The sequence below is a fragment of the Caldicellulosiruptor sp. F32 genome (assembly GCF_000404025.1).
GTDB classification, from domain to species: Bacteria; Bacillota; Thermoanaerobacteria; order Caldicellulosiruptorales; family Caldicellulosiruptoraceae; genus Caldicellulosiruptor; species Caldicellulosiruptor saccharolyticus.
On sequence record NZ_APGP01000044.1, the window covers coordinates 12,876 to 25,954 of the forward strand.

A 13,079-nucleotide genomic window follows, 5' to 3' on the forward strand; every position below is an offset into this window, starting at 1 on the left:
CCTCTCCCTCTTTATTCAACATTGACAGCACCAAATCTGCAAACATTCATACACGTTCCACACTTTGTGCATTTGCTCTGATCAATAACATGTGGTTTTAATCGCTCACCTGTTATTGCTTTAGTTGGACATTTTCTTGCACAAAGTCCACAACCTGTACATTTTTCAGGCAATATAGAGTAGGTTATTAGCGCTTTACATTGCTTTGCAGGACACTTTTTATCTCTTATATGTGCTATATACTCATCTTTAAAATATCTAAGAGTTGTAAGGACTGGGTTTGGAGCAGTCTGTCCAAGTCCACACAGTGAACCGTCTTTAACACTAACTGCCAGCTCTTCAAGCAATTCTAAGTCGTCGTCCCTACCCTCGCCATTGCATATCCTATCTAAAATCTCCAGCATACGTCTTGTACCGACACGACAATAAGTACATTTACCGCAGGATTCTTTACAAGTAAATTCTAAGAAGAATCTTGCTATATCAACCATACAGGTAGTTTCGTCCATTACTATCATTCCACCAGAACCCATTATAGCACCAGTTTTTGTTATGCTTTCGTAGTCAACTGGAGTATCTATAAGGTCGGCCGGAATGCATCCACCAGAAGGTCCGCCCATCTGCACTGCTTTAAATGCTTTGTCGTCTTTTATACCGCCACCTATGTTGTATATAACCTCGCGTAGTGACATGCCCATAGGAACTTCAACCAATCCACCTCTTTTTATCTTACCAGCAACTGCAAACACTTTTGTTCCCTTACTTTTTTCTGTTCCTAAGCTTGCAAAAGCCTTGCCTCCATTTGTGATTATCCATGGTACATTTGCATATGTCTCAACATTGTTTATATTTGTAGGCCTACCCCATAGCCCTGATTGAGCCGGAAATGGCGGTTTTAGTCTTGGCATACCTCTTTCGCCTTCTATAGACGCAATAAGTGCAGTTTCTTCACCACATACAAATGCCCCTGCACCTTTTTTTAGCTTTATATCAAAGCTAAAATTGGTATTTAGAATATTATTCCCAAGCAGGTTTCTATTTCTTGCCTGCTCTATTGCTATCTCCAGACGCTTTATTGCAAGTGGATATTCAGCACGAACATAAATGTACCCTTCCTTTGCACCAATAGCATATGCAGCAATAGTCATTCCCTCTAAAACTGCATGAGGATCACCTTCAAGAATACTCCTGTCCATAAAAGCACCAGGGTCACCCTCATCAGCATTACAAACCACATATTTTATATCTCCACTTGCTTTTCTTGCCGCATCCCACTTAAACCATGTCGGAAATCCTGCACCGCCTCTACCGCGTAACCCTGAAATCTTTATCTCTTCAATAACCTCTTCAGGCGTCATTGACGTTAGCACTTTTTTAAGCGCTTCATAACCACCATTCTTTATATAATCATCGATATCTTCAGGATTTATTCGGCCACAATTTTTTAGTGCAATTCTTACCTGCGACTTCAACATCGGGTATGGTTCGAAAGAGGTAGATACAATAAATTCATCAAGCGGTTTTTTGCCAATAACATGGCTTTCAATTATCTTGGGTATCATCTCAGGCGTAACATTGCCATAGGTGTATACATCATCACCATCTATGACATCAACAAGTGGCTCAAAAAAGCAAAGACCAATACAACCTGTTGGTTCCACTGGAATATCAAGGTTTCTGGAGCGTAACTCCTGTTGTATACATTCCATGACCTTGTTCCCGCCTGCCGCCATACCACAGCTGCCAAGTCCCACTCGAATTTTCATCTCTGCCACCTCTTCTATACATTTTTCTCTCTTTCATATATCCTACGTATAATTTCCCTTGCCTTATCAGGTGTAAGTTTTCCATATGTTTCACCATTTATCATCATAACAGGTGCAAGACTACAGCAACCAAGACATGCAACCTCTTCTAAGGTGAACATCCCGTCTTCTGTTGTGTCACCTGGCTTTATATTCAATTCATCACACAAGGCATTCTTAATCTCTTCAGACCCATTTACATGGCATGCAGTCCCTTGGCATTGTAAGATCACATATTTCCCAACTGGCTTTAACCTAAATTGAGCATAAAAGGTTGCAATTCCATATATCTTAGCCTTTTTTACACCTGTTTTTTCTGAGATATAACTTAGTGCATCTAATGGCAGAAATCCGTAAATCTCTTGTGTTTTTTGTAAAATCGCTATAATGTTACTCTTTTCTCCTTTGTACTCATCCAAAACAGGGTCAAGCAAAGAAAGATCTACTTTCTGGTTTTTAAAATTAGAGACCAATCTGTTTTCACATTCAGGGCAACTCATATACATCATCCCTTCCTGTATCTAAAAAATCAAAAGCATGAGAAGTCTTTCATAGTTAGTCATCAATTTATTATAAATCATTTTTTCACATTGCACAATGTTTAGCGGTAACAAAACAGTTCCTTGCCGTCATTCCTTTATTAAACTTTTTCTCCCTGTAAATCTTATTTCAGTATCAAATGGCTATATATTTCGAGTATGGAATAAATCTGAATAGCTTTTTTTGAAATTGCCTAATATTTCTATTTATCAAACATATTTTCGGTGTTATAATGTATATACAAACTTATGTTCTATAGGTGAGAAAAAGTGGGCAGGGTGATTTTGCACTGTGACCTTAATAACTTCTATGCGTCTGTTGAATGTCTTTATCATCCTGAGCTGAAAAACAAACCTGTTGCTGTTTGTGGTGAAAGTGAGCTTCGACATGGAATAGTTCTTGCAAAAAATCAGATTGCAAAATCATATGGTATTCAAACAGGCGATGTTATATGGCAGGCACTGAGAAAATGTCCAAACCTTGTAATTTTAAAGCCTAATTTTCCTCTTTATATCCGATTTTCAAAACTTGTGCAACAAATTTACTCTGAGTATACAGATTTGATAGAGCCTTTTGGAATTGACGAGTGCTGGCTTGATGTGACAGAGTCTACAAAAATTTTAGGAAGTGGCAGAAAGATTGCTTATGAAATCAAAGAAAGAATAAAAACTGAGCTTGGTCTGACGGTATCTGTTGGAGTATCATTTAACAAAGTATTTGCAAAGCTTGGAAGCGACTACAAAAAACCCGATGCTGTAACAGTTATCACAAAAGAAAACTTTAAACAAATTGTCTGGCCGCTGCCTGCAAAAGACCTCTTGTATGTCGGTAGCGCAACAGAAAAGAAGCTCAGTTCAAGGGCAATTTATACAATAGGTGATATAGCCAAAAGCTCACCTGAATATCTTAAAAGAATCCTTGGCAAATGGGGTGAGGTACTCTGGATATTTGCAAATGGACTTGACACAACACCTGTTACTCCCCCACTTTTTGAAGATAACATCAAAGGAATTGGCAATAGCATAACACTGCCAAGAGATTTGACTTGCTACGAAGATGCAGAATATGTTATTAGAATGCTTTCTGAGTCTGTTGCGCAGAGGCTTCGTCAGCAGTATTTAAAATGTTATACAGTCCAAGTTTGGATAAGAGACAGTTTCCTTTTTTCAATAACAAGGCAGGAAAAACTCAAAAATCCTACTTTTCTGGCAAGAGAAATCTCTCAAAAAGCTTTTGAAATATTTAAAAAACACTGGAACTTTAAAAATAGCATAAGGTCGCTTGGCGTAAGAGCTTTAGATCTTGTTTGTGCAAACTCATTTTATCAGCTTGAGTTTGACAGTTTGAAAAAGCTCAAATTAGAACAGCTTGAAAAAGCTATTGACCAAATTCGAAGAAGGTTTGGGCAGAGCGCAGTTTTGCCAGCTATACTTTTGACTAAATCTGACTTGCCTTGCGAGATTCCTCTGCACAACAAAATTCATCCTGTTGCATTTTTCAAATAAAATTTTGTTTTTCAAAACAAACATGAGAGGGTGAGGGTTTTTAAAATGAGAAAAATATTTGTAGAAGTTTATGCTCATTTTTCAAAGGAAGGAGAAATAACTCCAATTTCGTTTGTCTGGGTTGATGGGAAAACATATGAGATTGACAAAATTATAGAAAAAAGAAATGCTGCCTCTTTAAAAGCAGGCGGACAAGGCATAAGATATAAAATCCTTGTCCGCTCAAAAGTACTGTATCTTTTTTGTGATGAGAATAGGTGGTTTGTGGAATTTACATAGTTTTATGTTTCATCTCTCTAAGCTTATGTACATTTATCCACGGTAGTCTCAGAGGCGGGTTAAACCCTGCTAAAGCTGTGCATGAGATAACATTTTTTATTCAACAATTCCAGAACATCTTGATCCTGTGTAGGAGATATTAGACAACAAACCTAAGAATGTTATTAGCAGACAGTGGCTATAAACTTGATTGAAACTATCTTTATCTATAAAGATGTGGCATCAATAACTTTATTTAATAACATATTTGACTTAGAACTGACAAGGAAAATTTCCAAATTTTATACTTCACTTTTTTTCTTCAAGTGTTATAATGTCGTTAGAATGTTAATTGTGAAATTTTAAAATAAGCTAACAAAGGGAGATACATATCATTGATATGGAAAAACTTAAATTAATAAGACCTTATTCCTGTACAGGCTATCATGGAACAACTCGTGAAAGTGCTATAAAAATATTAGCAAGCAAAAAATTTTTGATATCGAGGGGTAAAAAGCAGTGGTTAGGTGAAGGTGTTTATTTTTTTGAAAATGATTTAAAGCAGGCTTATAATTGGTGTACCAAGGCAAGAAAATATCGCGACTGGGTAATAATAAAAAGTCGAATAGAAGCTGATACTCTGTTGGATTTGTGTGATTTGGAAACATTTGAATTGTTTAAAGCACTTGTTCATAAAATTAAGAATAGAATTGATAATAAGGGGAATAATAAATTTAGGTGGAGAGAGTTGCATGTAATAGATTTAATGTATAGACTTTGTCCTTTTGATGTTGTCAGAGCTGCATATATAGTTCCCAGCAGCAAACCAATATCAGGCACTAACATATATCCTATACAGGTTCAAGTATGTGTGAAAAATATTGAATGCATAAAAAGCATTGAGGAGGTATATATCAATGAGACCTATTACTGTTAAGGAATATTTTGATTATATCAATAAACAGATAGATAACATGACCGATGAAGAATTATTACGGTTATTAGAAGAAATTGAGAATAGCAAAGAAGAGTCTATAGAAGAACTTTACTATGATTTCGAAATAGCTTATCCAGTAGGGGTTAATACAAGTAAGATTGAAAATAACGATTACATTGATAACTTGAGCTTAAAGGGAGATATGTGGTACTCCACTTATCCATATTATGTTTTTGAGAATAATGAAGAAATTAATATAAATATAGAGGATTTAAATATAGGGCAAAAGGTGGCTTAGTGATGAAAGAAGTTAGTGCTCCGTATTTCAGATTTGAAAATTATGTGGTTGATTATATTCATTATAATTATAATCATCAAGCAAAATTAGAAAATAAGCCAATAGAAGTAAGATTTTCTTTAGCTGTCAACATAAATGTAAGAGAAGAAGAAAAAAAATCGACCGTTACATTAAAGTGTAACATATTTGGAAACGCAGAAGAGAATAATTTTCCTTTTAGTTTAGAAATTTCATTAACAGGTTATTTTAGAGGAAGTGAGAACATAGAACGAGAAAAATTTATTGAATTAACTAAATATAACGGTACAGCAATTTTATTTCCTTATTTACGTTCAACTGTTTCAGATATAACAAAAGCAGCTAATATTAATCCTCTTATTTTGCCCGTGATAAATGTGGTTAATTTTATTAAAGAACAAGAAAAAAAAGACAAAGAAAATTCAGGTTTCCAAGGAGAATGAGTGGTATATATTAATTGATTTCATAGAGCTTGCCCTCCAGTTTAAATTTTAAATCTATTACAAGGCAATAGTACCTTTTTTCATTAGGTCCCTCTTGAAATTATATCATCAGGTTTGAAGCATTTTCCAACCACTATTTATAAAATAGATTGAAAATGCTAAAATAAATATGCCTAACAACAAAATAATCCAGCGATATACAACATCACTTATCAGTTTTTTTCCTCTGGAAAGTGCCATGGAAATTGCTGAATACCACACAAAGTCCGATAAAATATGTCCTATAAAAAAGAACAAAACGCCAATTAACCCTAAAGTATAAGACTGGCGTATTAATTCCATCCCCGTAGACGCCCACCAGAGAATGAAGTAAGGATTAGTAGCGCTTACAAGTGCTCCTGCCAATACAAGATTTCTCATGCCTGCACTATTTCCCGTTATTTGATTTTCCAGAGAAACTGACTTGTTTATGCCGGACTTTATCATTCCATACCCCATCCATGCAAGGAAAGCACCGCCAAATAGTCCAACAAATCCTGCAACTGTCGGATTAGTAAAAAAATCTTTAAGCCCGAATGTCATGATGACAATTAATATAAGTTCCAGCATTCCGTGTCCTAATACTGTCAAAGGTCCTGCTGTCCACCCTTTTTTTAGACTGCCGTCAATCGTGACCCCTAACATTGGCCCTGGCATCATTGCTCCTGAAAAGCCTATTAAAAACGCACTGATAAAAATTCCCCATAAAGCCATATTAATTAACCTCTCTTATTATAAAAGTCGACTTCAATATAATAACAGCAAATTTTGATATTAATTAATTTTATTTTAATAAAATCTTACCGTTTATGAAAGTACTAACAACACAATTTTCTTTAATTAACTAACTTCGAGACTTGTCAAGAATTTTGTGTTTCCAATTTATAACGCAAGTTGTAAAGTTGGGTTATGTTATTGATGTATTTTCTAATACTGAAAAGCTCTATTTTTCCATTTTGTACGGCGTAAGGTTTCTTGCTGTAAGTAAATATTAATTTCTAAGACTTTGGCAGTCTTGATATATCCACCTGAATTTTACTTCTTTACTTTTCAATCATGCTATTTACACTTCCAACGGCGCTTGTGGTATAAATATGCTTTCTTAATTCTTCAGGGTATTTCATATGGGGTATTTCATATGGGCAAGATAAAACTCTGCTTTTTCTGATATTGTTTTAACAAATCGAGGATATTTTGAAAGGTATCCATCGCAAAGTTCTTTAAATTTTGCTGCAGCTTTGTCAAAATCGGAGAAAGAAATTCTAAATCTTTCTAAACTCTTGTTAAAAGCTGAAAGCTCTATAATTTTGTCATATATTTTTTCAGCTATTTTGCTCAAGGTGGACAAAAGCAAGCTCAAGCTCAGCAAGAGGGTAAGCAAGTTTGACAGCATCTTTAATACCAGGAAAATCATCGCTTATAACAATTAAAACTTCTTTAAAACCTCTTGTAATTAAGTCTTTAAATACTTTCATCCAATCAGCCTTATTTTCTTTTCCGAAGAAAGAGCAGAATACCAAAATGTCTTTTTTACCTTTTTTGAGTCGATACCGAGGCTGGCATTGCAAGTAGCAAGTTTTATCTTAGAATTATCCTTAACTTCACTTCTGAATAACCATCGATGAAAAGAAGCAAAAGCACTTGTGGGCAATTCTTTTTGTTTGAATAATTGAAGTTCATTTTTTGAGGTCTTCTTTGATTTTTAGGATTTTGTTTTCGGAATAAGGGAGATTTAAGTTTTTCAAAGTCTGGACAAGGGAACGCTAAAGAATAACCATTGACATACTTGCGATATAAGAAGATCGGTGTACGAACTATCAACTCTTTTGTAGCGAAAAAGAAGAGAATAGAAGGTCGGAAATTCTAAGGGCGTGTTCGAGGGACAGAGATTTCAAGACACAAGGCAGGTGTTGCAAGTTTTACTTGTAGTTGCTTTAGAGCTGGGCGGATAGAGCCATCACAGGAAGCAATACATATTTAATACTTGCTTCTTGGGCCATGTTTTTAGTAGTTTCGAAAATTTCGTTTTTATTCATTTTAAGTAGTCCCCCTTTGATGATTATTTCAATACTAAATTATACAGTGGACACAATTTTATTTTAACTCCCTCCTCTCATATTCAATATCCCCAAATATTGTCCTTAAACTTCTCTTATCTTTCCTTACAACCTCATACCTCTTCTTCCTCTCTCTGCTTTCTTTCACCACTTCATCTATAAATTTACATGCCTCCTCTATTATCCCCTTACCTATCTGGTCCAATTGCTTCTTAAGCTCAATTGAATATTCTGTTAAATCCTTCTCCCTTCGCACTATCTTCTCTAATCCGTCCTCAAAAGTCTTTAAAAGTTCTTTTATTTTTGATACAATATCTTTAGTCATTTTGCTCCTTCCTTTGGTTTGCTTTTCCTTTTCTCTTTAGTTTTTTCAACCTTATATTCTACATCATTTTTTCTCTTCTACCAAGAGGAGGGAGCTTTTTTCCATTCAATATCCTATAAATATTTTACACTAAGAATCTATGGAAAAGTGGAAACTTGAACACTTTATTTTCAACAATTGCACTTATCCCTACTGTAATTATTTACTGTAATTATTAACTTCTATCTTCAATTTTTAAATTTTATTATATTATCCTTTTACAATCTCTTTTCCCACCTCAAAAGCTCTTTCAAGTAATTCTTTTCTATTTGTCACTTCGCCTGCAGGATTTAGGTTATTACTACCTATTATAGCTTTTATCTCCATATTAAATGCCCATTTAAAAAATCCAGCTATTGCGTTCATTATCTTCTCTCCATCTGTGCCAGCACCTTGAGTATATACAAGAACACACTTTTTGCCAGCAGGTATTCTTGAACCTTCTCCAATCTTTAAAAGCGCATACAGTCTGTCTAAAAAAAGCTTGGTCTGGGCTGTAACATAGCTCATGTAAATTGGAGAGCCAACAACCAGTGCATCGGCAGCATACAGCGCATTATATATTTTTTGCATGTCGTCTTGCTGTTGGCACCTGCCGTTTTCTTGGCAAAAATTACATCCCTGGCAGGGATGAATATTCAGCTCATTCAATTTAAATATTTCCACATCAAGCCCTGCTTCTTTTGCACCGCTTAAGATTTTTTCAACCAAAATTTCGGTATTGCCACCTTTGCGCGGACTGCCAATAATTCCTATTACCTTCACTTTGGAATCCCTCCTTCCCACTGATTACAAATAATATATTATTCACTGTTAGTATATAATTGCAAGTAGGTACTTTTTTGTGATATACTATACTTTAGGTAACCTTAAAGAAAAAAAAGGGGTTATGAACATTGAAAAATTCAAATGAGAATATGCCACTCTGTCCTGTGGAAATTACGCTGGCCTTGATAGGTAGTAAATGGAAAATCCTTATTTTGAGAGAGCTCTTGCACGGTACAAAAAGGTTTAATCAACTTCTAAAGTGCATAAATGGCATTAGCCAAAAGGTTCTCACACAGCAGCTACGGTCAATGGAAAAGGATGGGCTTGTCATTAGAAAGGTTTACCCAGAAGTTCCGCCAAGGGTTGAGTATACGCTCACAGAGCTTGGGCTTAGCTTAAAACCCATTCTTGATGCTATGTATGAGTGGGGAGAGAGGTATAAAAAAATTAAGGGATAAGTGGCACATCTTTTTTTGATATTGCTGTAACCACTTATCCCTATTTTGTTGAATTTTTTCAAATCACTCCACAGTCACACTCTTTGCCAAGTTCCTTGGCTTGTCAACATCGCAGCCTCTCTGGACTGCTGTGTAGTATGCAAAAAGCTGCAGTGGCACAACTGTCAAAACTGGTGCTAAAATGTCAAGTGTCCTTGGAATATACAAAACATGGTCTGATACATTTTCTATGTCGGTATTTCCCTCCTGAGCAACAGAAAGTACAACAGCACCACGTGATTTTACCTCTTTTATGTTGCTTACCATCTTTTCAAAAAGCTTTTCCTGTGTTGCCAGCGCAATTACAAATGTTCCGTCTTCAATCAGTGCAATTGTTCCATGTTTTAGCTCACCTGCTGCATATGCTTCTGAGTGAATGTACGAAATCTCTTTGAGTTTTAAAGACCCTTCCATTGCAACTGCAAAGTCCAAGCCTCTTCCCAAATAAAAGATGTCCTTTGCATTGAAATGCTCAGACGCATACTTTTGTATATTTTCCCTATGTGTCAGAACATACTCAACCTTTTCAGGAAGTCGTTTGATCTCATCTCTGATTTTTGCAAAGTCTTCATAAGAAATTGTTCCAAGCTTTGTCGCAAAGTCAAGTGCAATAAGATACAGGCATATTAGCTGTGTTGTGTAAGCTTTTGTTGATGCAACCGCAATCTCAGGTCCTGCCCATGTATAAAGACAGTCATCTACCTCTCTTGCAATTGATGACCCGACAACATTTACAATCCCAAGCGTTCTTGAACCTCTTGCCTTTGCCTCTCTCATTGCAACAAGTGTGTCTATTGTCTCACCAGACTGGGAAATCACAATTGTTAATGTATTCTCATCTACTATTGGGTCTCTGTATCTGAACTCGCTTGCTATGTCAACCTCAACAGGAATTCTTGTGAGCTTTTCAATGACATGCTTTCCTACAATCCCCGCATGGTATGCTGTACCACATGCAACGATAAATATCTTGTTGAGTTTTTGTAAATCCTCTTTGGTAATCTTAATTCCATCAAGGTTCACTTCAAAACCACTGTCTGGAAGCCTACCTGTCAAGGTATCTCTGATAGCCTTTGGCTGCTCCATTATCTCTTTTATCATGAAATGTTCATAGCCGCCCTTTTCTGCACTTGATACATCCCATGTAACATGAAATACCTCTTTTTTAACTGGCTCTTTTTCGGTATTTACAATCTCTACCTTATCTTTTGTCACAATGGCAATCTCATTTTCTTCAAGAATATAGGTATCTCTTGTGTACTCCAGTATAGCTGGGATATCTGATGCTATGAAGTTTTCACCCTGGCCAAGTCCCACAATTAATGGACTGTCTTTTCTTGCTGCAAGTATCATATCCGGTCTGTCAAGACAAAGAACACCAAGCGCATATGAGCCCTGTATCTTTTCAAGAGTCTTTATAAATGCATCTAAAATGTCACCGTCATAGTAATACTCTATAAGATGAGCAACAACCTCAGTGTCTGTATCTGATGCAAAAGTGTAACCTTTCTTTATGAGAAATTCTTTCAGCTTCAAATAGTTTTCTATGATTCCGTTGTGGACAATTGCAACCTTGCCGTTCTGGCTCACATGCGGATGTGAGTTCTCATCAGACGGCTCACCGTGTGTTGCCCATCTTGTATGACCAATCCCAACAAAACCTTCAATTGGATTCTGATTTAGCTTCTCTTCCAAAATGGTAAGCCTTCCTTTTGTCTTTACTATGTCAATCTTTGATTTATCTATATCGATAACTGCCACACCGGCAGAATCGTATCCCCTGTACTCAAGTCTTTTAAGCCCAGAGAGCAAAATAGGGACACAGTTTTTTGTGCCAACATAGCCAACAATTCCGCACATTTGTTTTTGTCCTCCTTTTGAGCTTTATATTTAATTTCCAAGCTGCTATTTTCTCATAGCCAATACAAGGATATAAGCCTTTTTTCTTTCTGCCTTTGTCCCAGAAGTTGCCTTCCGGGGTTTGTAGCAGAAAGTTGCGAGGGAAAAAGGCAAAACCCCGCTGGGGCACCCGCCGAAAACCTCGATTCTCCCCAGTCCTCGTCAACCTCTGGAAAAAATGCGCAAAGGCAATAGCGCTATAATTTCCAGAGGTCCTGGCGCTTTGAAAAAGCTTTTTGTTAAAAAAAGCTTTTTTTAACTTAGCTTAGAAACTTTTATGAAAGCCTTGACTCAATCAAGCTTGCAAGATTATCTGCATCTTTTTTAATCTCTTCATAATCCTCGCCTTCAATCATTACCCTAATTAAAGGCTCTGTGCCAGATGGTCTTATCAAGACTCTTCCTTTGCCGTTTAGCTTTTCTTCAACCTTCTTGATTGCCTCTAAAATTACAGGGTCTTTTGAATAAAGGTCTTTCTTTCCATTTTCAACCTTAGCGTTTACAAGCACTTGAGGATATACCTTCATGATCTTTCCAAGCTCAGAAAGCTTCTTACCGCTTTCTCTAATAAGCTTTGTCAGCTGAAGGCTGGTTAAAATTCCATCGCCTGTTGTTGCATAGTCTAAAAGTATTATGTGGCCTGACTGCTCGCCGCCAATACTATAGCCGCCTTCCAGCATCTTTTCAAGAACATACCTGTCTCCAACTTTTGTAACTTCCAGGTTGATGCCAAGTTCTTTTGCTGCAACAAAAAGTCCCATGTTGCTCATGACTGTCACAACCAAGGTGTTGCAACTTAGTCTTCCCTGCTGTTTTAGGTTTTGTGCTAAAAGAAGCATTATTTTGTCCCCATCAACAGTATTGCCCTCTTCATCAACAAAAAGCGTCCTGTCTGCATCACCATCATATGCAATGCCAAAGTCAGCTTTGTTTTTAACAACTTCCTCTTGCAAAGCTTGGAGGTGAGTAGACCCACAGTTTTTGTTAATGTTTGTACCATCTGGCTGATTGTTTATTACCACGACCTCTGCTCCAAGATCTTCAAAAACTTCTGGTGCTATTGCAGAGGCTGCACCATTTGCACAGTCAATGACAATTTTAAGTCCTTTGAAGCTTGCACCATTTAATGTCGATTTTAAGTATTCTTGATAGTCCTTTTTAAGATCAACCCTATTTACCCTTCCTATCGCATCAAATTGAGCGTGTGGAACCTCATCCCATTTTTTGTTTAAAATAATATCTTCAATTTTTTCTTCAATCTGGTCAGAAAGCTTAAAACCCTGGGAATTAAAAAATTTGATACCATTAAACTCATACGGATTGTGTGATGCAGAAATCATAATCCCTGCATCAAACCCGTGGGATTTTACCAGATGAGCTATTGCAGGTGTTGTGACAACTCCTGCCAAGTACACATCTGCTCCAACCGATGTAAGTCCTGCACAGAGGGCAGCTTCCAGCATATCGCACGAGATTCTTGTGTCCTTGCCAATCAAAATTTTGGGCTTTTGCTTTGTTTCAGCAAGCACATATGCTCCAGCCCTTCCTAAGTCAAACGCAAGCTCGCATGTAAGTTCTTTATTTGCAATGCCTCTAACACCATCTGTCCCAAAAAGTTTTCCCATTCTCGTCCCCCTTTCATATGAAAGTG

12 protein-coding genes and 2 pseudogenes are annotated in these 13,079 nt (G+C 36.6%); 6 read left to right on the forward strand and 8 right to left on the reverse strand.

Annotated elements, in window-relative coordinates:
- Nucleotides 1-11: 11 nt before the first annotated feature.
- Together nuoF and nuoE are read right to left on the reverse strand one after the other, a co-directional pair.
- Nucleotides 12-1,766: an NADH-quinone oxidoreductase subunit NuoF gene (gene nuoF, locus H964_RS04245; RefSeq protein ID WP_039764966.1), complete on the reverse strand. Its 1,755-nt coding sequence runs from the start codon at nucleotides 1,764-1,766 to the stop codon at nucleotides 12-14.
- A gap of 14 nt (nucleotides 1,767-1,780) precedes the next feature.
- On the reverse strand, nucleotides 1,781-2,305 hold the full coding sequence (gene nuoE, locus H964_RS04250) for an NADH-quinone oxidoreductase subunit NuoE (protein WP_039764969.1): 525 nt from the start codon (nucleotides 2,303-2,305) through the stop codon (nucleotides 1,781-1,783).
- Nucleotides 2,306-2,614: 309 nt separating this feature from the next.
- Here nuoE and dinB point away from each other — a divergent pair, with 309 nt between their 5' ends.
- The 5 genes from dinB to H964_RS11955 all read left to right on the forward strand — a co-directional run bounded on the left by dinB (nucleotide 2,615) and on the right by H964_RS11955 (nucleotide 5,804).
- Complete coding sequence (gene dinB / locus H964_RS04255; RefSeq protein ID WP_039764972.1) at nucleotides 2,615-3,850, forward strand: DNA polymerase IV; 1,236 nt, start codon at nucleotides 2,615-2,617, stop codon at nucleotides 3,848-3,850.
- Nucleotides 3,851-3,895: 45 nt separating this feature from the next.
- Nucleotides 3,896-4,129, forward strand: coding sequence for a hypothetical protein (locus tag H964_RS04260; RefSeq protein ID WP_011916187.1), 234 nt, complete (start codon nucleotides 3,896-3,898; stop codon nucleotides 4,127-4,129).
- A gap of 379 nt (nucleotides 4,130-4,508) precedes the next feature.
- Nucleotides 4,509-5,045 carry a hypothetical protein gene (locus tag H964_RS04265; protein WP_011916186.1) on the forward strand — a complete coding sequence of 179 codons (537 nt, stop codon included), beginning with the start codon at nucleotides 4,509-4,511 and terminating at the stop codon, nucleotides 5,043-5,045.
- The gene (locus H964_RS04270; protein ID WP_011916185.1) at nucleotides 5,026-5,343 is read left to right on the forward strand and encodes a hypothetical protein; all 318 of its coding nucleotides are present in this window, start codon (nucleotides 5,026-5,028) and stop codon (nucleotides 5,341-5,343) included. Before H964_RS04265 ends, H964_RS04270 begins: the two co-directional genes overlap by 20 nt.
- A 2-nt stretch (nucleotides 5,344-5,345) precedes the next feature.
- Nucleotides 5,346-5,804 (forward strand): protein-export chaperone SecB, encoded by a 459-nt coding sequence (locus H964_RS11955; RefSeq protein WP_011916184.1) that lies wholly within the window; start codon nucleotides 5,346-5,348, stop codon nucleotides 5,802-5,804.
- A gap of 108 nt (nucleotides 5,805-5,912) precedes the next feature.
- Here the strand turns inward: H964_RS11955 and H964_RS04280 are convergent, their stop codons facing one another.
- The 4 genes and pseudogenes from H964_RS04280 to H964_RS04295 form a co-directional block, all read right to left on the reverse strand.
- Complete coding sequence (locus tag H964_RS04280; RefSeq protein WP_011916183.1) at nucleotides 5,913-6,557, reverse strand: LysE family transporter; 645 nt, start codon at nucleotides 6,555-6,557, stop codon at nucleotides 5,913-5,915.
- 146 nt (nucleotides 6,558-6,703) lie between these two features.
- A pseudogene (locus H964_RS04285) lies at nucleotides 6,704-7,879 on the reverse strand (IS256 family transposase).
- A 61-nt stretch (nucleotides 7,880-7,940) separates the two neighbouring features.
- A pseudogene (locus H964_RS04290) lies at nucleotides 7,941-8,225 on the reverse strand (UPF0236 family transposase-like protein); the annotation flags it as partial.
- A gap of 249 nt (nucleotides 8,226-8,474) precedes the next feature.
- Nucleotides 8,475-9,029: a flavodoxin family protein gene (locus tag H964_RS04295; RefSeq protein WP_039764978.1), complete on the reverse strand. Its 555-nt coding sequence runs from the start codon at nucleotides 9,027-9,029 to the stop codon at nucleotides 8,475-8,477.
- A gap of 131 nt (nucleotides 9,030-9,160) precedes the next feature.
- Between H964_RS04295 and H964_RS04300 the strand changes: the two genes are divergently transcribed.
- Complete coding sequence (locus tag H964_RS04300) at nucleotides 9,161-9,490, forward strand: winged helix-turn-helix transcriptional regulator (RefSeq protein WP_039764980.1); 330 nt, start codon at nucleotides 9,161-9,163, stop codon at nucleotides 9,488-9,490.
- 63 nt (nucleotides 9,491-9,553) lie between these two features.
- Here the strand turns inward: H964_RS04300 and glmS are convergent, their stop codons facing one another.
- Complete coding sequence (gene glmS, locus H964_RS04305; RefSeq protein WP_011916178.1) at nucleotides 9,554-11,389, reverse strand: glutamine--fructose-6-phosphate transaminase (isomerizing); 1,836 nt, start codon at nucleotides 11,387-11,389, stop codon at nucleotides 9,554-9,556.
- A 314-nt stretch (nucleotides 11,390-11,703) separates the two neighbouring features.
- Nucleotides 11,704-13,053 (reverse strand): phosphoglucosamine mutase, encoded by a 1,350-nt coding sequence (gene glmM / locus H964_RS04310; protein ID WP_039764982.1) that lies wholly within the window; start codon nucleotides 13,051-13,053, stop codon nucleotides 11,704-11,706.
- Nucleotides 13,054-13,079 lie beyond the last annotated feature (26 nt).

Excerpts from the sequence above, each read along its gene's own strand:
- nuoF (WP_039764966.1), bottom strand. The coding sequence starts at position 1,766 with ATGAAAATTCGAGTGGGACTTGGCAGCTGTGGTATGGCGGCAGGCGGG.
- nuoE (WP_039764969.1), bottom strand. The coding sequence starts at position 2,305 with ATGAGTTGCCCTGAATGTGAAAACAGATTGGTCTCTAATTTTAAAAAC.
- H964_RS04260 (WP_011916187.1), top strand. The coding sequence starts at position 3,896 with ATGAGAAAAATATTTGTAGAAGTTTATGCTCATTTTTCAAAGGAAGGA.
- H964_RS04265 (WP_011916186.1), top strand. The coding sequence starts at position 4,509 with ATGGAAAAACTTAAATTAATAAGACCTTATTCCTGTACAGGCTATCAT.
- H964_RS04270 (WP_011916185.1), top strand. The coding sequence starts at position 5,026 with ATGAGACCTATTACTGTTAAGGAATATTTTGATTATATCAATAAACAG.
- H964_RS11955 (WP_011916184.1), top strand. The coding sequence starts at position 5,346 with ATGAAAGAAGTTAGTGCTCCGTATTTCAGATTTGAAAATTATGTGGTT.
- H964_RS04280 (WP_011916183.1), bottom strand. The coding sequence starts at position 6,557 with ATGGCTTTATGGGGAATTTTTATCAGTGCGTTTTTAATAGGCTTTTCA.
- glmS (WP_011916178.1), bottom strand. The coding sequence starts at position 11,389 with ATGTGCGGAATTGTTGGCTATGTTGGCACAAAAAACTGTGTCCCTATT.
- glmM (WP_039764982.1), bottom strand. The coding sequence starts at position 13,053 with ATGGGAAAACTTTTTGGGACAGATGGTGTTAGAGGCATTGCAAATAAA.